Source organism: Microbacterium sp. OR21 (genome assembly GCF_047306785.1).
Taxonomy (GTDB): Bacteria; Actinomycetota; Actinomycetes; order Actinomycetales; family Microbacteriaceae; genus Microbacterium; species Microbacterium esteraromaticum_E.
Window position 1 is genome coordinate 650458 of the sequence record NZ_JAZEXJ010000002.1, and the last position, 17903, is coordinate 668360.

Sequence of the window (17903 nt, forward strand, 5' to 3'; positions counted from 1 at the left end):
GACGGATCACGCGAGGTCGGTGTCGTCGTCTTCCGCGGCCATCGCGCGGAAGGGCTCGCTCTCCTCGCTCTCGAGCCAGGCCTTGGCGTACTCGAGCAGCGTCGCCGGCGACTCCTCGGCCTCTTCGTAGGTCGCGAACGGCCCGATCGTGTCTTCCGACGGCCGCTCGTCGGCCCGCAGCACGCTCTGCGTCGACAGGTTGTACCAATAGGTCTGCGATTCCCGCATCAGTTCCCCGCTCCGGTCAGCTGGCTCGATTTCAACGGTAGGAGTGAAGGCCCGGCGGTGCTCACTCGAACGACGGGCGCAGCTGCTCGCCCATGGAGTCGATGTTGGCCGGTGTGACCTGCCAGCGCGTCGCGTCAGTGTCTTCGAACGTCACCTCGTACTGCCTGCTCGTGCGATCGAACTGCACGAGGATCGCGGCCGGGAGCGGATCACCGGGCTTGTAGTAGCTATCGAGGTAGGCGTTGACCGCCGCCTTGGCGTAGTACGGGTGCGAGGCCACGGCGGCGATCGATCCGTCGTCGGAGTACGCGTAGCCGTGCGTTCCGCTGAACTTGCCCCCGGCGAAGTCGAGGACCATCGACAGCGCCTGCCATTCCTTGTCGGCGCCGGAGAGGTTCTCGACCAGCGCACGGATGAGGCCGGTGGTGACGTCGTCGGTCATAGCACTCCTTGGGCTGCTCGCCGGTCCGGCATGTCGGCCCGGGAGACCCTGTCGAAGGCCTCACCGGCGACGTTGTCGAACATCGGGAAGTTTCGATACGCGGCCTTCCCCGTGGCGGGATCGGTGACCGTGTAGTTGACCACAAAGCTATCAGGGCGCACCGCGCCGGGAGGCATGACCTCGACCGTGTAGTCGACCTGATAGCCCTTGCCGACCCAGTCGGCCCACTCGTTCTCCATCTTCTTCCACGCGCCGCGGTTCAGGTTCGCGGCCTGAGGCGCGATGCCCTCATCGGGGGTGTCTCCGTAGAAGCGATGACCGCCGAGGTGACCGCCGTCGTCGGTCGATTCGCCGAGGTTGCCGATGTCCGTGGCGTTGTCGCCGCGCGTGCTGCTTCCGAAATCCTCGGTGATCGTGCCGCGCTCGGTGATGGGCCGCCCTGTCTCGGGGTCGAAGTGAGTGGCCTTCGTGTTGCCCCCGCGCGTGGTGATGACGCCGTCGTCGAACCGGTCGACGTCGTTGACGCCGTTCTTGTTGCGCACCTGGCGCTGCCCGTGACCGCGGAACATGTCCGCGAGCTGGCGCACGTGGATGGGCAGGCCGTCCAGCGAATGCATGATCGGACGACCCAGCGAGTCCATGATCTTCGCCATCGTCAGTCTCCCGTCAGGTTCAGTGTCGAGAGGTCGGCCATCAGCCGTCCTGTCATGCTCTCGACGTCACCGGCGTACGTCTCCATGTCTGCCTGCGCCTGCTCGAGCGCCTGCAGGTCGGCGTAGAACTCGTCGGTGTCGCCGACGGTGGACTCGACGATCGGGGCATCCAGCGCCGCCATGATCACACCGGGCAGCTCTTCGGTGAGCGGCGCGATGACCATCGGCAGGATCTGCTCGAGCGCCTGCTCGATCGCGATGTCGACAGCCGCGTTGAGGAGCTTCTTCTTCAGCAACAGCATCGGGCCCGCACCGAGCGCGGTGACAGGGTTGGTCAGCATGCCGACCAGAGCGATCATCGTGGTCGTCACATCGGCGATGACCTTGATCTTCAGCCCGAAGACGACGTCGGCTGCGATGTTCATGCCCGTGGGAACCGGACCGAGCAGCCCGAGCAGCTTGTCGAGGTTCTGCGACCGGTTCGTGTTCCATGCGGCCACATACGCCGGCCCCGCCTGACCTCGCATCGCAGCGGCCATGTCGCCGTTCACCTTGCGGTCCATCGCGGTCAGCGCCTGCTCCAGATCGCCGCTGAAGGTGCGGACCATCTCCGCGCCTCGGCGAAGCTCGTCCTCATCGATGTCGGGCCATTCGAAGCCGAGCTTCTCCATCACCCAGATGAGCTCATTCGGCAGCATCATGCCCATCGCGCACCCTCCTCCGTTCGATTCAGACCTACCGATTCCGGTGGCGCCACCTTCCCCCCGGGCGGTGGCGCGCTCCCTCCGGACCGGCCACACAAGACGCTACCCAGGCCCGTCCGATACGGGAATGGGGAGAACTGCCCACGCTGGTCAGGACTGCTCAGGCACGTACGGCATCTGCATGGTGACCGCCCGTCCCGCCTGCACCATGATCCCTCGGCCGACGGGGAAGTCCGAGCGCTTCATCCGACTGAACGGCACCTTGAACAGCGATTCGCCGTCGTAGGTCTCGGGCTTGAGCACGATGCCCTGACGGCCCGACTTCCATTCGCCCAGCACCCCGATGCTGCCGTTGGCCCGAGTGATCTCGGCCTCGCCGATCAGCATGTGGTCGCTGTTGTTCATCGCCTGCAGCAGAGCGCGCATCGGCCGGTCGGCGGCGCCGTCGGCGAGATGCGGGACGTCCTCGATCACGATCAGGATGCGCTGCTTCTGCGCATCACTGACGACGAGCTCGGCGAGCTCGGTCGCGAGATCCTTCTCGTCCTCCGCCTTGGTGGCCGATCGCACCCACGGACGGAAGTCCTTGAGCTCGGCCCGGCGGCTGCCGAAGTGGTAGAGCTGCACGTTCGGGTCGAACCGCTCCACCGAGGTGATCAGCGCCTTGAGCGCATTCGTCTTGCCCGATTGCGGTGGACCCGAGATGACGAACGATCCGATCGGCTCGAAGCCGTGCGGGGCGAGCGATTCGTCGGCGACGCCGAACACCGGCATCCCGTCGACCGTCGCCGGCATCTCGGCGATCGGCACCATGGTCGGCAGGGCGCCGATCTCGGGCAGGTCGCGCACGCCCTTCTCGCGCAGGCGGTCGCCCAGAGCGCGCAGCGCCTTGGTCTGCTCGACGACGTTGGCGGTGCCGCCGAGCACGGCGATCTGCGCCTCGTGGCCGTCGATGATCGCGCGGCCGGGTGCCGACTGCTCGTCGAGGATGTCGCGCGGCGCGTTCAGCAGCATGTACTGGCTGGGATCGCCCATGCGCAGCAGCACCTTGCGCGGGATGTTCGAGGCGACGGCGCTGGGCACCGCGTTGCCGCGGTCAGCGGTGAGAACGGTGTGCACCCCGAGCGTGCGACCCTCGCCGAGGATGCGCATGAAGATGCGGTAGAACGGCCCACGCCCCGGCGCCATCTCCCAGTCCTTCTTGAACTCCGGGTAGTTATCGATGAGCAGCAGGATGCGCGGCATGTTCGGGTCGGCCAGCTCGCGGTACTCCTGCACCGACGCGGCGCTGGCCGCCGAGAACGCCGCAGCCCGGCGATCCATCTCGCGGTCGAGGGTGCGCAGCAGACGCTGGATGCGCTCGGCGTCGGCGCTGTCGACGACGGACCCGACGTGCGGCAGCGCGTTCAGGGCGCTCAGCGCACCGGATGCGAAGTCGAGACAGTACACCTGCACGCGTCCGCGCTCGGGCCGCATCCCGGCCGCGGTCGCGATTGTCTTCAGCAGCGTCGACTTGCCCGAGCCGGAGGTGCCGTAGACGACGAGCGATCCGTCTCGGTCGGGCACGAACACCGCCGCCTCCTGCAGCTGCTTCTCGGGCACGTCGAGCAGAGCGATCGGGATGCGCGTATCGCCGTCGTTGGCCAGGTGCTTGAGGTCGACGAGCGGCGGGAGGTCATCGAGCCACGGCCGACGGGGGCGCTGCAGGCGGGCTGCGTCGGCGGCGCGGATCAGCGTCGACACGATGCGCTTCTGGTCGTTCGGACCGAGATCCTCCTCGTGCGAGTCGGACTCGGGTGGGCGGTCGGGCTCCCATTCGGCGCTCGCGCCGAAGCGCAGCTCCGATACCCGCACCTCGGCGACGCCCGACTCGTCGTCGGTGGTCCAGCCGCCGGCGTACGCCGACTGGAACGGCACGAGGCGGCCGGGACCGGTCTTGGCGATCGCACGACCGGGGATCGACGGGGGGAACGTCGCCGCGACGGGGTCGTCGACGACATCGCGCGAGTCGGCCTCATCAGCCATCCGCAGCGCGATGCGCAGGTTGGTGTTGGCGCGCAGGTTGTCCTTGATCACACCGGCGGGGCGCTGGGTGGCCATGATGAGGTGGATGCCGAGCGAGCGGCCGCGCTGCGCGATGTCGACCACGCCGTCGACGAACTCCGGCATCTCGGATGCCAGGGCCGCGAACTCGTCGATGACGAGCACGAGAGCCGGCGGGCATTCCGGATCCTGCCGCTTCTCGAGCTCGAGGAGGTCCTTGGCCTTCTTGCGGTTGAGCAGGTGCTCGCGATGGTGCAGCTCGGCGCGCAGGCTGGTCAGCGCGCGGCGCACGAGGTGCGGGCTGAGGTCGGTGACCAGACCCACGCAGTGCGGCAGGTCGACGCAGTCAGCGAAGGCGGAGCCTCCCTTGTAGTCGACGAAGAGGAAGGTCACCCGGTCGGGGCTGTGCGCTGCGGCCATGCCGAGCACCCACGCCTGGAGGAACTCGGACTTTCCGGCACCGGTCGTGCCTCCGACGAGCGCGTGCGGGCCGTGGGTGCGCAGATCGAGCGCCATCGCGGAGCTGGCGCCCTGGCCGATGATCGCCCGCAGCGTGCCGGACTTCTTCAGCCGGGGCCGTGGGGCGGGCGAGCGGTCGACGATCGTGTTGTTCTGCCGCCAGCGCTCGATGACCACGTTCGGGTCCTCGGCGATCGCCGGATCGACAAGCTGCAGGAACATCACCGATCCGGGGATGTCGGAGGAGTCGTGGGTGACCGTGCTCGCGTCGACCACGGGCGCCAGGCGGCGGGCGAGCATGTGCATGTAGGCGTTGGAGACGCCCTCGACCTGCACGTGCTCGAACTTCTCGCCGTTGCGCACCAGCCCCACATGCGCGTCGGTGAGACCGGCGGTCACGTCGATGAAGCTGCGGCACACCGCGGGGAGCGACTCGACCGTGGGCGCGACGAACACGGCGTGCACGCCATGGTCGGCGCCGCGCTCGAGCACGTCGGTGAGGCGGCCGCGATCGACCTGAGCGTCGCTGGTCACGAACACGATCACCGACAGCGGTGGCGTCTTCTGGTGGTCGGTGGCGGCACGCGCGACGTCCGTTCCGTACAGGAGCGGGTTCCAGTCCTCCTTGAACGGACCGCGCGGTTCGCCGGAGACGTCTCCCGCCGCGCGCTTGACGTAGTCCTCAAGCATGTTCAGCAGGGCCGCGCTGGTCGGTGCCGAATCGGCGAGCGCCACATCTCGGAACGGGCTCTTCTCGCTCGAGGTGTGCGGCATCCACTTCAGCCAGTCCAGCTCGCTCGTCCACGCCGAGTCCGAGAACGCCACGGCGACGACGTCGTTGGGCGCGTGCAGACCGAACACCTGCACGGCGACACCGCGCATGGCGTCGGCCACCGGGGCCTGGGGCCCTGCGATCCCGACGGAGCCGGCGTCGGCGAAGGTCTCGAAGACGGGCACGTCGTCGACGTACCGGTAGCGCTCGCGCAGGCGATCGACCCGATCGATGAACTCGGGCAGGCCCTCGGGGACCTCGCCGTCGTCGATCGAGTTGCGCGCCGGCAGGCGGCAGCTGCCGAGCCGCAGCGCCAGGAAGTTCCAGTGCTCCGGGCGGCGCGTCCACAGCATGGGCCCGAGGCGCATGGCGTGGTCGAACACCTCGGCGACCGGCGGCGCCTCGGCGTTGCGGGCGGCCTCCTCTTCGGGCTTGCCGTGGAAGAAGTCCTCTTCGAGCTGCTCGAACTGGCGCTCGAAGAGCGCGAACTCGTGGTTGGTGCTCTTCTTCGACTGCGCCGACTGGTTGACCACGTTCATCAGCGCCATCAGTGGAGTCATCACGATCATCAGCAGCGATCGGGGGTTGCCGTTCAGCGCGAACAGCGCGGCGCCCATCAGGATCGGGGCGACCATGATCGCCCACGGGAACATCTTGCCGATCTTCTCGGTGGGCAGCCGCGGCATCTTGAACCTGGTGCCCGGGTAGCGCACCTCGATGCGCGGGCTGCGGTTGAACAGCAGCCCGCCGCCGCGCTCGATCACGGGCTCCTCCGACGATGTGCCGTCGAACGTGTTCGCCAGACGCACCTCGAGCGTGGTGCCGCCGATCACGAACGGCTGTCCCTCTTCGATGCGCACCCGCTGCGCGGCAACACCGTCGACCAGGACGCCGTTGGCCGAGTTGAGGTCGATGACCTCGATCTGGGTGCCGACCTCGAGACGGGCATGCCGCTTCGACACCATGGCATCCGCCAGCACGACGTCGTTGCCGGCGTCGCGTCCGATCGACACCTGCCCCGCCGCGATCGGGAACTCCTGACCGGCGAGCGCGCCTCCGGTCGCGCGCAGCACGCCGACGACCGTGCGCTGGGCGCTGCTGATGTGCCCCGAACCGTAGTTGAGGATCGAGGCCGCGAAGCCCGAGCCGATCGCCGCCTCTCCGATCGGCACGTCGGGCTGCAGGGCGACGAGACGCTCCGCGGTCGGCGGCGCGACGGCGAGTGTGAGCACGTCGCCCTCCCCGACCGGCACGGATCGCGCCGGGTCGGCTTCGGCGATGTGCCGCGCGACGTCGCCTGCTGTCGCGGTGGAGTCGGTGGTGACGACGATGTCGACGGGGTCGCCCGTCTGCCGGTGCAGGGTCAGCTTCAGCCTCATGCGTCGTCCTCAGTCTCGATGTGTGTCGCCGGTGGCGGCGCGTGTCGGGCGGCGGCGGGTCATACCCTGACCACGGTCGCGGTGCGGTCGCCGAGTCGGATGGCGTCGCCCTCGACGGCCAGTGTCGCGGCGCCGGCGGTGAGCGCGTACTCGACGCCGTCGCGGATGAGTCCCGAGCCGTTCGTGGATCCGAGGTCCATGACCTCGACGCCTCCCTCGGCCGGTCGGGCCAGCAGGTGGGTCTTCGACAGCGAGCGGGTGCTGTCGGCCAGGGGGAAGGGCGTGGCGCCGGCGTGCGTGCCCGCGTCGGGGTTGCGGCCGAGCAGCACGGGGGCGGTGACCCCGATCCCCTCTCCCGAGTCGAAGCGCAGGCCGTACCGCACCGGGGTGGGCGCGGCGGCCCCGGGTGCGGCGGTGGGCTGCTGCCTCTCGACCGCCACGGTTCGGGGCTCTGGGCGCGGCGGTACGGCGGCGACGGTCGGAGGGGTGGGCTGCGGGGCGACCGGCGGCGGTGTGTCGGATGCCGGCGGTTCGGGCTTCGCGGGTGACCGGTAGCCGCCGAGCACGGGCTTGCCCGCTTCGGCCTGAGGTTCGCCTTCCGGCTCGGTGGTCAGCGGCAGGCCGATGACCGGACGCGCGTTCGCCTCGTGCGGGCGGGCGACGCCCAGCACGCCGGCGCTGACCCGGCTGCCCGGCCGGTAGACCGGCTGCTGCGAAGGATCGACGGGCGTGGCGAGGGAGGGAAGCACGACGCGCTCCCGGGTCGGCTCGGCCTTGACCATCTTGCGAGCCACGCGCATGCGCTTCTCGTCGAACGGGTTGAGGCCTGCGCGCACATCGACCAGCCACACGGCGCTCGCCTTGTCGTGCCAGCCGCGTCCGCGACGCCCCGGGTCGAAGGCGGGCGAGATCAGGAACAGCAGCGAGCCGACCACGGGAAGCAGGCCGGCGGCGTTCACGATGAGCCAGCGCAGCAGCAGCCGGAGGAATCCGACGCGTCCGAGGGTGCGCACGTCGATGGTGCGGATGCCGGTGAGCGCCTTGCCGATGGTCAGGCCCTTCACGGCGTGCAGCGACCACTGCACGATGGCGAGCGCGAGGGTGAGCACCGTCGTGATCGACGCCATCACGACGGCGAGGACGAAACCGGGGTGATTGACGAGTCCGTATGCGGAGATCGACCCGGTCGCCAGTTTCATCAGAAGCGGCACGGATCCGATCAGGAACGGCAGTTGCACGAGCACCAGCGCCACGCCGTCGAAGAGCGCGGCGAGCGCGCGGCGTCCGAGCGGGGCGGGGAGAAGGCCCAGTGCGGCGGCGTACGCCGGATCGGGTCGACCGGACTCGTCGAGCCCTTCGATCGTCTCGCTCTTCTCGTCGATCTCCCAGATCATCAATCCACGCACCCCCTGACCTCGGGCGAGGAGGTGCCGTTCTCGCGCTTGAGGATGACGTCGATGCACGTGCGACCCGGGTTCGGACCGGGCAGCACGACGGTGGGCTCGGTCACCTGCGCCGACTTCGAGGGGCCATCGAGGGTCACCTGATTCCAGAGGAAGGTGTCGCCCTCCTGCGGATCGGCGTTCTTCCACGTGAACGTGATCGCGTCGCCGTTGCGGGTGCCCACCAGATCGTCGACGGGCGGCACGAGCCCCGCGATCGGATCCTGCGCCTCCGGTTCGGACGGCGCCGGGGTCTGCGAGGCCTGGGGGCCGATGCTGTCGGCGGCGAGGCTGCTGACCCAGATGACGGCGCCCACGACGAGTGCCGCGCCCGCGAGCAGGAGCACCCAGCCCCACCACGGCATCCGCTTCTGCGCTGCCGGGGCGTCGGGAGCTGTCGTCGTCTGCTCCGTCGCCGTCGGGGTCGGAGCGGGAGCGGCAGCCAGCGGGGCGACGACGCGCGGCGGACGCAGCAGGGTGCGCTCATCGTGATCGGCCGCGACCGGAGCCGCGGTCTGCGGTGCGACCGCTGGAGAGCGCAGCTGGGTCTCGTCGATGGCCGCGGCGGGCGCGCCGGCCGGGTCGAAGCGCGGGACGTCGCCGACGACCGGAGGCTGCTTGCGCTCGGTGCGAGCCGACGGTCGGGTGGCGTTGGCGGCATCCGGCCCCTGCGGGCTGATCGAGCGCACCTCGCGCACGCGGGTCAGGCCGTCGTCGTCGTCCTCGAGCTCGTCTGCGGGCGGATGCTCGTCGACGATGTCGACCGGGGTGACCGAATGCGCGAGCTCGATCTGCACCTTCTGCAGGGCTCGGGCGAAGGCGACGGCACTGGGGTAGCGATCGTCGGGGTTCTTCGCCATCGCGCGCTCGAGCACCGACTGCAGGCTGCTCGGTGAATCCGCGCGATCGAGGGTCGGCACGGCCATCCGCTCGATCCGCTCGATCAGATCGGCGCTGGTGTTGCGCTCGCCCGGCCGCTCGAACGGAGACCGGGACGCGAGCAGCGTGAAGATCGTCGCGCCGAGCGCGTAGACGTCGGTGCGCGGACCGCTCACCGGCGGCTCGGCGAAGGATTCGGGCGGCGACCACGGGATCGACATCCCGGCGGCCTCGTTCACCGCCCCCGCCGTGGTGGCGATGCCGAAGTCGGTCAGCGCCGGACGGTTGTACTCGGTGACCAGGATGTTCGCCGGCTTGATGTCGCGGTGCAGCACTCCGGCCCGATGCGCGGTCTCGACCGCGCCGGCGACCTGGATGCCGACGCGCAGCGCCTCGGCGACAGAGAACGGCTCCCGACGCGAGCGCACCTGCAGGTTGGGTCGCGGGCAGTACTCCATGACCAGATAGGGGCGGCCGTCGCTGGCGACGCCCGCCTGGTAGATGGTGACGATCGCGGGGTGCGTGGACAGCATGGCCATCACGTTCGCCTCGTCGGTGAACTCCTGCGCGGCCCCCGTGGTCAGCCGGTCGGCGAGCAGCACCTTGACCGCGACCTTGCGCCGTGGCATCTGCTGCTCGTACAGGAAGACGTCGGCGAAGCCGCCCGCGCCGAGCGGCTGCAGATACGAGAACCCCGGAAGCGCGGGCGGTTCGGAGGGGGGCCGATTCACGCGAGTCCTTCGAACGTGACCGTCACGCCGTCGCCGAGATCGACCACGTCGCCGCTGAGAACGAGCGTCTGCTCGCCGGGGTGCAGGCGCACCGGGTCGGCGCCGGGGCGGAGCAGGGTCGATCCGTTGGTGGTGCGCAGATCGATCACGACCACCGAGTCCGCCTCGGGGCGGATCTCGAGGTGGCTGCGCGAGATGTCCTGCTGGGGGCTGTCGACCGCGACGAGGTGCGGCATGTTCTCGCCGCTGGCGCGGGTCGACCGAGGCCTGCGTCCGATGATGACGGTGCGGTCGAGGTCGACGACCTGCCCGGTGGACAGACGCGCGATCCCGTGACGGGTCGAGCCGGCCGGGACGTCGACGGCCGGCAGCACGGCCGTGGGCGCGTCCGGTCCGGCGGTCTGCGGATCGGGCGCGCCGTCGGCCTGCGACCGGAGGCGTCGGAGCTCTGCCAGCGAGATGGTGGAACCGTCGTGGTCGCCGGCACCTGGCGCATCGGCGGACGGGATGCCCGCGGGCGTCTCCGGCGACACGGCGGGTATGCCGGGATCGGACCCGGGCACGACGGTGAGGTCGGCGGGGATGAGGGTGTGGGCGAGGGGCGAGTCCTCGACGGCATCACTCTCGGCATCGGCCGTCTCCGGCTCGGCGGTCTCCGGATGGGCGGTCTCCGGCTCGGCGGTCTCCGGCTCGGATGCAGGCGCGTCGCCGTCCGCCTCCGTCCAGGCCGACTCATGGTCGGCCGCCGCAGTCTCGGCCGCCTCAGCGGACTCCGGCTCCGCGGCGGCGGCCGGCTCCTTGACGACCGGAGGCTCCGCGTGCAACACGGGCTCCGCAACGACGGCGGGCGCGTGGCCGGCATCCGGGGTCTCCCGCGACGAGGGCTCGGCCGTCGCGTCCTGCCCGTGCTTCAGCGCCGCAGCGAGCACCACGCCCGATGAGATCGGGTACCAGGTGTCGTCCGAGGCGTCGTCGACGGTGATCTCGAATCCGCGCGCGTCGGCGACGAATCGCTCGCTCCAGGTGCTGACCTGCGCGCCCGAGACGATCTGCTCGTCGTCGTCGGCGACGATGCGGGCCTGCACCGGGCCTCGCACGGCGAAGCGGACCGAGCCGGCCGAGGTGAGCGCCACGGCGAACGATCCGAGGGCGGCGATCGAGCCGCCGGCCAGCGCGTCAATGACGTCGGTCAGCTCGGGGGCGCCGTCGCGCAGCATCCGGTGCAGCAGCGCGACGCGCTCGGCGTCGGTGTCCTGCGGCACGGCGATCATGCCGCCGGTCTCGACGACGACCCGCCAGGCGCCGGGCCGGTAAGAGAACTGGTTCATCGGACCCCTCCGGTCACTGTCTCTCGCGGACGCGTGTCGGCGTCCACGTCGTCCATGTCATCCGACAGCACGATCGTTCCCGGTCGGGTGGTGACGGCGATGGCGTCGACCACCACGACGGTGATGTTGTCGCGCCCGCCGGCGGCGACGGCGTCGGCCGTCAGCACGTCCGCGGCACACTGCGGGTCGGCCTCGTTCGAGAGCACCTCGATGATCCGCCCGTCCGACACCTCGGACGTGAGCCCGTCGGAGCACACCAGCATGCGGTCGCCCTTCTCGGCCGGGAACAGCCAGAAGTCGGCGTCGCCGGTGCTGCCGGCGCCGATCGCCCGCGTGATGATGTTGCGGCGCGAGTCGGTGAGCGCCTCCTCGGCGGTGAGCTCTCCGGCGTCGAGCAGCTCCTGGATCACCGAGTGGTCCTCGCTGATCTGCTCGAGCTCGCCGGCCGAGAAGCGGTAGGTGCGGGAGTCGCCGATGTTGACCGCCAGCCAGTAGCCCAGCCCGTCCACCGACGAGATGACCACACCGCTGAGTGTGGTGCCCGCGCGGGCCGCGCCCGTCGTCGCGAGCTGATCCACAGCCGCCCGCGCGCGGGCCACCGCCTGGCGCACGTCGTCGAGGGCGAGCGCGTCACGGCCGACGAGCTGCCCGAACTCCGCGACCACGGCGCCGCTGGCGACCTCGCCCGCCTCGTGTCCGCCCATCCCGTCGGCGACGATGAACACCGGTGCGGTCGAGAGCTGCGCGTCCTCGTTGAGGGCGCGACGGTTGCCGGTGTGGGTCGCCGCGCCCACCCGCACCATCACCGGGGCGGTCATGCGAAGCCGCCGATCGTCACGATGCGGTCGCCGATCTCGATCGCGTCACCGAGTCGCACGGGCACGCGCTGTCCTGCGGGGCAGGCGATGCGCGTCCCGTCGCGCACAATCGTCAGGCCGTTGGTCGAGTGGCGGTCCATCACCCAGCCGCCGGTCGGCTCGGAGCCGGCCTCGAAGTGGGTCTTCGACAGCGAGAGGGTCTCATCGCGCACGGCGACGACGACCGCACCGGGCTCCTGCTCAGGGTTGCGGCCGAAGACCGTGCGGGACGACACCGACACGCGCTGCCCGTCGTCCCAGGTGAACACGAGACGGTGCCCGGGCACGCTGATGCGCGTCGATTCCAGGTCGTCGTCGTGGTCGAAGCCGGTCGCCTGCGCAGCGGCGGACTGCGGCGCGACAGCGGGCGCGGCCGGGGCGGATGCTGCCGGAGCGGCGGGTTCGGGAACCACCGGAGCGGCGGGGGTGGCGGGCGCCACAGGCGCGGCGGGGGCAGCGGGTGCTGCGGGTGCTGCGCCGGGCTGGGTCACGCCGGGGACGAAGGAGATCAGCGGATCGCCGGGAAGGTTCTGACGCACAGGAGGGGCGGCGATCGTCTGATCGGCCGCGTCGGCGGCGGGTGCAGCCGGGGCGACCGGCGCCGCCGGCTGCACGGGCGCCGAGGGCGACGCGGGTGCCGACGGGAGCACGGGGGCGGCCGGAGACGCCGGTCGCGGCGCGACGATCGTCTCGTCGGGGAAGCCGTCGGGCAGCGGAGGGGCGTCGCGGGTGGGCTGCGGGAAGGCGAACGGTGCCGGCGGAGCGGGCGGCGTCGGATGTCCGGTGAAGCCGCCCGTCGCGAGTGGATTCGGCAGGACGGGGGCCGCGGCCGGCGCGGCGGCGGATGCGGACGCGTCCGACTTCGCTGCCGCGGCATCCACCATCAGCGCACCGGCGACCTTGTCATGCCAGCCCTGGTAGCGACCCGAGCCGTCGAACAGCGGAGAGAACATCCCCACCACAAACGACGCGGTGATCGAGAAGACGATGTTGCGCAGCAGCGCCCGCCAGAACGACACGGGGGTGCGGTCTTCGGCGCCCACCAGGCGGATGCGCTGCGCGCGCATGCCGATCGAGCCCTTGCCGGTCTGCATGAGCGTGTACACGACGAACCAGCCGAGGGTGAGCAGGCTGAACACGCCCGCGGTCACCGTCACCCCGACGAGCGCGCCCGCTGCCGTCTCGGGGGTCTGCATGGCGCCGACCGTCATGCTCACCATGACGATCACGCCGATCACAGGCAGGACGCCCGCGATGAGCGCGTCGATGATGTAGGCGATCACCCGTCGGCTGATCGGCGCGATGTCGCCGGGGGGAAGCGTCGTCATGGGGTCTCGCTCTCGGACGTCGTGCGGTTCTTGTCGATGTTGCCAGGTTCGCGGCGCACGCGCGCGGCCGCGGCGTCCTTCAGCTCCTGGAGGCGCTCGCTCATCCGGCCGTGCCCCTTGAGGGAGCGCAGGCTGAGCCGTGCCTTCGTGCGGCCCCAGAACGTGGTCGCACCGCGCAGCTCGTCGATGGCCGCGTCGACCTCGCGCCAGAACGCGTCGACCTCTTCGGCCGACGGGTCGCCAGGTCCGAAGACCTGGCCGTCGGCGCGCACCGCGAGCGCGGTGGCGGCCGGGAGGGTGAGTGCGGATGCCATGACGTCCGCCTCCTCCACGCGCGTGCCGCCGGGTGCGATGCGCGCGCCGTGGTCGATCGCGCGGTCGGTCAGCTCGTCCCACCCACCGCTGATCCGGTCGGAGTGGCGTTCGGCGTTGCGGCGAGCGCGTCGCCGCGCGGCCTTCCACGCGCCGATCACGATGAACGGCGACGCGAGCAGCAGCAGCACGCCGAGCGAGATCCCGGCGATGGCGAGGATCGTGCCGATGAGGCCCAGCACGTTGAGGCTGTCGTCCTCGGCCTTGCGGTCGTCGGGCACGGTCGGCGGCAGGTCGACCGGCTCCTGCGGCGGGGGCGGCGGCTGCAGAACCTGCGGCTTCGGGTCGACGCGCGGCTTGGTGTTCTGATCCTGCGGGACCTTGTCCTCCGGCGGGGTGGGGTCGAACGGCAGCCATCCGTAGCCCTGGAACGCGATCTCGACCCAGGCGTGCACGTCGTCGCCGGTCGCGGTGAACACGGGATCGCCCTTGCGATCGGCATCCGGGTACCAGCCCATCACGACCCGCACCGGGATGCCGAGCTCCTGCGCCGCGAGCGCCATCGCGGCGGCGTACTGCTCGTCGTCGCCGATCATCTGGTCGCCGCCGAGCAGGGTGCTGATGCGCTCGGCGGTGTGCCCGGCGCGCGAGAGCACCTCGCCCTCGAGCCCGTGGCTGAAGAACCCGCCTTCGGCGAAGTACGTCTCGAGCGCCCTGGCCTGCTCGATGGGCGTCTCCGCGTCGGTGACGACGTCGGCCGCCGTCGCCGACAGGTCGTCGGGCGAGTAGGGCGAGACCTTCTGGCGGATGTTCGCGAACTTCGCGTCCTTCAGCTGATCGTCGCTCGGCCGCGCGGGGACGACCGCGTCGATGGTGTACGCGTCGCCCTTCTTCAGCCCCGCGGTGACGATGGTGGTGTCGGTCGACGAGTTGCTGTACGCCGTGCGGCGCAGGGCATCAGCGCGGTCGCCCTCGAAGCGCACGTCGTCGACCACCGAGGTGCCCGGCAGCCAGACTCCCGAGTAGTCGGCGATCTCGAAGCGCAGCTGTGCCGGCACGCCCTCGGCTCCGAGGGCCATGTCGCTGCGCAGCGGCAGGAAGGCGCTCGACGAGCCCGGCCCGCCGTCGGTCACGTTGTAGACCATGCCGTCCCAGCCGTCCATCGCGGCCAGACGCACCCGGCCGCCTTCCGGCAGCCCGGTCACGGTGAAGAGGGTCTTGGTCTTCTGGTCGCGCACGGTCTTGCGGAAGCCCTGCAGCGGGCTGGCGTAGTCGCGGATGTTGAACGGCGGGATGATGGCGTCGCGGAACACGCTGCGCGGTCCTGCCTGCGCGGTCACGGCGTTCACTGCGGCGCCGGCGCCGGCGGCGAGGGCGAGGACGACCGCGCCGCCGATCAGGCGGCGCATGCGCATGTGCCTGGCGCGGGACGGATCCGCCTCGGAGACGTTGACCGCGGCGGACTGCGGTGCCCACCACGATCGGAGCGACATCCACACCGCCGTCACGGCGGCGATCGCGATGCCCTGGGCGAGGGGGAACGCGGCGGTCGGCACACCGAGGGCGATCACCAGGAACAGCGCGGCGATCACAGGCAGCAGCGACCAGGCGACGTGGCGCAGCCGCAGCGCCAGCGATGCGGAGAGCACGCCGGCCACCAGACCGATCAGGAACGGCACAAGCAGATGTCCGTCAGCGGCCGAGACCGGCGCGACGGTGGTCAGCAGCTGCTTCCACGACGTGACCACACCTGTCGCGAGCGCGGCGAGGGTGTCGAGGGTGGGGATGACGCCGAGCAGGGCGGTGTGCGGCAGCGCGAGCGCGCCGCCGAGGAGGAAGTAGACGACGACGGTGGCGCCGGTGACGATGAGGATGCCCCAGCCACGCCACGCGCACAGCGTGGCGATGGCGAGTCCGAGCACGATGCCGCCGACGGCGGCGAGCAGGAAGCTCGGGCCCGCGAACGTGGTCCAGAACCCGACGAGAGCGGCGAGCAGCAGCGTCCCGACGGCGACGATGTCGATGACCCAGCCGGGTCGCAGTCGCGATTGCGCGGTGGTCTTCGTGGCGGTCATGCGAGCACCCTCTGCAGTGCGAGCGGAAGCTGGTCGAGCGCGCCGACGGTCACCACGTCGGCGTCGGCGATGCGGCGCAGCTCGGGACTGTCGAGGCCCGCTTGGGCGACGACGGCGAGCGCGCGGGCACCGAACGGCAGACGCGCGCACGCCCGGCGCAGCGCCTCGACATCGACGCTCGCGCCGCAGACGAGCACGACGACGCTGGCCAGCGGCATAGCCGCCGCCACGACGCCGGCGAGTTCGGCGATGCCGCCCTCCCGGGGCTTGGACTGCTCGACGGCAGACAGCGAGTCGAGCAGCTGCTTGCCCGTTCCGGATGCCAGTTCGCGCCCCTGCACGCGCACGTCGACCCGCTGCGAGTCCTGCAGCGCGCGCAGTCCGATCGAGCCCGCGATCGAGACGCCGAGCTCGAACTCGTCGTCGGAGCGGTAGTCGCCGCTGGAGCGCGACAGACCGATCACGAAGTGCGATCGGCGGGTCTCCTCGAACTGGCGCACCATCATGGTTCCGGTGCGCGCGGTCGAGCGCCAGTGCACGTGGCGCAGATCGTCGCCGGGCTGGTACTCGAGCAGCGCGTGGAAGGAGACGTCGTCGCGCGACAGGTCGGTGGCCGGCAGCCCCTCGAGGTCTCGCAGGAATCCGAGCGACTGCCCGCCGAACAGGACTGTCTTCGGGTGCACGAACAGGTCGACCGGCTCGTCGCGGCGGTGCGCGCGCTCGAACACGCCGAGGGGGTCGCCGCGCACGACGCTCACCGGCCCCACCGCGACGACGCCACGACGCTGGGTGGGGATGGCGAAGAGCTCTTCCGCGGTCTGCCCCGCGGCGAGGCGCTGGATCGAGAACTCGCCGCGGCCCGCACCGACCGGCAGCACCACCCGCGAGGGCAGGATCGCCCTGCTCCCCCGGTTCTCGAGCTTCAGCGCGCCGATGGCGCGCTCGCCCACCACGACCCGGGTGCGCGCGAGGTCGAGCGACACGTCGTACTCGGTGCGTCCGATGAGGAACAGGGCGCAGATCGCCAGCACGAACGCGGTCACCCACGCGGCGACGACCAGCTCGCGCCATCCCTGCACGGAGCCGACGACCGCGAACAGCAGGGTGAGCGCCATCAGCATCCACCCGAGCGGGCGCACGACACCGGCCACCACGCGCAGGCGCTCGAGCACCCGCCCGCCGACGACGGCGACGACGTCGCGCCAACCCGCCTCGGATGCCGGCGCGCTCCCCTCTGCCACGGTCGCCTGCGACATCAGGCCGCCGCGCGCGCCTGCGGCGCAGCCACGTTCTCGAGCACCCGCGCGATCACGCTGTCTGCCGTGGTCCCCGCGAACTCCGCCTCGGCGTCGAGCAGCAGACGGTGCTGCCAGACGGGCCGTGCGAGAGCCTTGATGTCATCCGGGAGGACGTAGTGGCGGCCGTGCGCGGCTGCCCACACCTTCGCGATGCGGATCATCGCGATCGCGCCGCGAACCGACACACCCAGGCGGATGGCGGAGTCGGCACGGGTCGCCTCGGCGAGCTCGGCCGTGTACCGCAGCACGGCGGGCTCGACGTGCACGGTGGCACCGAGGTCTGCCATGTCGGCGACGGCGCCGGTGGTGATCACCGCGCTGAGCGCAGCCGACGGGTTGCGCTGCGCGGCGCCGGCCAGGATGCGCTCTGCGACGTCGAGGTCGGGGTAGCCGATCGACGTCTTGATGAGGAAGCGGTCGAGCTGCGCTTCGGGCAGCTTGTACGTGCCCGCCTGCTCGACCGGGTTCTGGGTGGCGATCACGAGGAACGGGCGGCCGGCCTCGTGGGTCACGCCGTCGACGGTGACCCGCGACTCCTCCATGACCTCCAGCAGCGCCGACTGCGTCTTCGGCGAAGCACGGTTGATCTCGTCGGCGAGCACGATCGACGCGAAGATCGGCCCCCGGTGGAACTCGAACCGATGCGCCTGCTGGTCGTAGATCGTCACACCCGTCACGTCGGAGGGCAGCAGGTCGGGCGTGAACTGGATACGCGAGCTGGTGCCCTGCACGGTCGCCGCCAGCGCCTTCGCGAGGCTGGTCTTGCCGGTTCCCGGCGCGTCCTCGAGCAGCACGTGGCCCTCGGCGAGCATCGCGGCGACGACGAGGCTGACGATGTCGCTCTTGCCCTGCAGCGCCTTGTCGACGTTCTCGACGAGGCGGTGGAAGGTTCCCTGGAACCAGGTGGCCTGTTCGGGGGTCATGGTCATTGCTGTGGTGTCCTCATTCTTCTGTCACTGATCCGGGGCGCGCT

Annotated in this window: 13 protein-coding genes; all 13 read right to left on the minus strand. The window is 70.9% G+C overall.

The genetic code is table 11. The features are described 5' to 3' along the window. Positions 1 to 6 precede the first annotated feature (6 nt). Complete coding sequence (locus V2S04_RS07695) at positions 7 to 228, minus strand: hypothetical protein (protein WP_099196903.1); 222 nt, start codon at positions 226 to 228, stop codon at positions 7 to 9. A gap of 61 nt (positions 229 to 289) precedes the next feature. Further along, positions 290 to 670 carry a hypothetical protein gene (locus V2S04_RS07700; protein WP_413637917.1) on the minus strand — a complete coding sequence of 127 codons (381 nt, stop codon included), beginning with the start codon at positions 668 to 670 and terminating at the stop codon, positions 290 to 292. Further along, positions 667 to 1323 (minus strand): DNA/RNA non-specific endonuclease, encoded by a 657-nt coding sequence (locus V2S04_RS07705; RefSeq protein WP_413637919.1) that lies wholly within the window; start codon positions 1321 to 1323, stop codon positions 667 to 669. The genes V2S04_RS07700 and V2S04_RS07705 overlap by 4 nt, the downstream gene beginning before the upstream one ends. A gap of 2 nt (positions 1324 to 1325) precedes the next feature. After that, entirely contained in the window at positions 1326 to 2030 is a 705-nt protein-coding gene (locus V2S04_RS07710; RefSeq protein WP_413637921.1) for a hypothetical protein, read from the minus strand. Positions 2031 to 2177: 147 nt separating this feature from the next. Then, positions 2178 to 6680, minus strand: coding sequence for an FtsK/SpoIIIE domain-containing protein (locus V2S04_RS07715; protein ID WP_413637923.1), 4503 nt, complete (start codon positions 6678 to 6680; stop codon positions 2178 to 2180). 59 nt (positions 6681 to 6739) lie between these two features. Beyond that, a complete protein-coding gene (locus V2S04_RS07720; protein ID WP_413637924.1) occupies positions 6740 to 8074 on the minus strand; it encodes an RDD family protein in 1335 nt (444 codons plus the stop codon). Then, positions 8074 to 9732: a serine/threonine-protein kinase gene (locus V2S04_RS07725; protein ID WP_413637926.1), complete on the minus strand. Its 1659-nt coding sequence runs from the start codon at positions 9730 to 9732 to the stop codon at positions 8074 to 8076. The genes V2S04_RS07720 and V2S04_RS07725 overlap by 1 nt, the downstream gene beginning before the upstream one ends. Next, the gene (locus V2S04_RS07730) at positions 9729 to 11060 is read right to left on the minus strand and encodes an FHA domain-containing protein (RefSeq protein WP_413637927.1); all 1332 of its coding nucleotides are present in this window, start codon (positions 11058 to 11060) and stop codon (positions 9729 to 9731) included. Before V2S04_RS07730 ends, V2S04_RS07725 begins: the two co-directional genes overlap by 4 nt. After that, positions 11057 to 11878, minus strand: coding sequence for a PP2C family protein-serine/threonine phosphatase (locus tag V2S04_RS07735; protein ID WP_413637928.1), 822 nt, complete (start codon positions 11876 to 11878; stop codon positions 11057 to 11059). Before V2S04_RS07735 ends, V2S04_RS07730 begins: the two co-directional genes overlap by 4 nt. Then, complete coding sequence (locus V2S04_RS07740) at positions 11875 to 13245, minus strand: RDD family protein (RefSeq protein WP_413637930.1); 1371 nt, start codon at positions 13243 to 13245, stop codon at positions 11875 to 11877. Before V2S04_RS07740 ends, V2S04_RS07735 begins: the two co-directional genes overlap by 4 nt. Further along, positions 13242 to 15632 carry a transglutaminase domain-containing protein gene (locus V2S04_RS07745; RefSeq protein ID WP_413637931.1) on the minus strand — a complete coding sequence of 797 codons (2391 nt, stop codon included), beginning with the start codon at positions 15630 to 15632 and terminating at the stop codon, positions 13242 to 13244. Before V2S04_RS07745 ends, V2S04_RS07740 begins: the two co-directional genes overlap by 4 nt. Beyond that, on the minus strand, positions 15629 to 16888 hold the full coding sequence (locus V2S04_RS07750; protein WP_413637933.1) for a DUF58 domain-containing protein: 1260 nt from the start codon (positions 16886 to 16888) through the stop codon (positions 15629 to 15631). The genes V2S04_RS07745 and V2S04_RS07750 overlap by 4 nt, the downstream gene beginning before the upstream one ends. Further along, on the minus strand, positions 16888 to 17859 hold the full coding sequence (locus V2S04_RS07755) for an AAA family ATPase (protein WP_413637934.1): 972 nt from the start codon (positions 17857 to 17859) through the stop codon (positions 16888 to 16890). The genes V2S04_RS07750 and V2S04_RS07755 overlap by 1 nt, the downstream gene beginning before the upstream one ends. Positions 17860 to 17903 lie beyond the last annotated feature (44 nt).

What these genes read in the sequence shown, in the direction of transcription:
- V2S04_RS07730 (WP_413637927.1), bottom strand. Translation starts at nt 11,060, where the DNA reads ATGAACCAGTTCTCTTACCGGCCCGGCGCCTGGCGGGTCGTCGTCGAG.
- V2S04_RS07755 (WP_413637934.1), bottom strand. Translation starts at nt 17,859, where the DNA reads ATGACCATGACCCCCGAACAGGCCACCTGGTTCCAGGGAACCTTCCAC.
- V2S04_RS07720 (WP_413637924.1), bottom strand. Translation starts at nt 8,074, where the DNA reads ATGATCTGGGAGATCGACGAGAAGAGCGAGACGATCGAAGGGCTCGAC.
- V2S04_RS07745 (WP_413637931.1), bottom strand. Translation starts at nt 15,632, where the DNA reads ATGACCGCCACGAAGACCACCGCGCAATCGCGACTGCGACCCGGCTGG.
- V2S04_RS07700 (WP_413637917.1), bottom strand. Translation starts at nt 670, where the DNA reads ATGACCGACGACGTCACCACCGGCCTCATCCGTGCGCTGGTCGAGAAC.
- V2S04_RS07750 (WP_413637933.1), bottom strand. Translation starts at nt 16,888, where the DNA reads ATGTCGCAGGCGACCGTGGCAGAGGGGAGCGCGCCGGCATCCGAGGCG.
- V2S04_RS07710 (WP_413637921.1), bottom strand. Translation starts at nt 2,030, where the DNA reads ATGGGCATGATGCTGCCGAATGAGCTCATCTGGGTGATGGAGAAGCTC.
- V2S04_RS07740 (WP_413637930.1), bottom strand. Translation starts at nt 13,245, where the DNA reads ATGACGACGCTTCCCCCCGGCGACATCGCGCCGATCAGCCGACGGGTG.
- V2S04_RS07695 (WP_099196903.1), bottom strand. Translation starts at nt 228, where the DNA reads ATGCGGGAATCGCAGACCTATTGGTACAACCTGTCGACGCAGAGCGTG.
- V2S04_RS07715 (WP_413637923.1), bottom strand. Translation starts at nt 6,680, where the DNA reads ATGAGGCTGAAGCTGACCCTGCACCGGCAGACGGGCGACCCCGTCGAC.
- V2S04_RS07735 (WP_413637928.1), bottom strand. Translation starts at nt 11,878, where the DNA reads ATGACCGCCCCGGTGATGGTGCGGGTGGGCGCGGCGACCCACACCGGC.
- V2S04_RS07705 (WP_413637919.1), bottom strand. Translation starts at nt 1,323, where the DNA reads ATGGCGAAGATCATGGACTCGCTGGGTCGTCCGATCATGCATTCGCTG.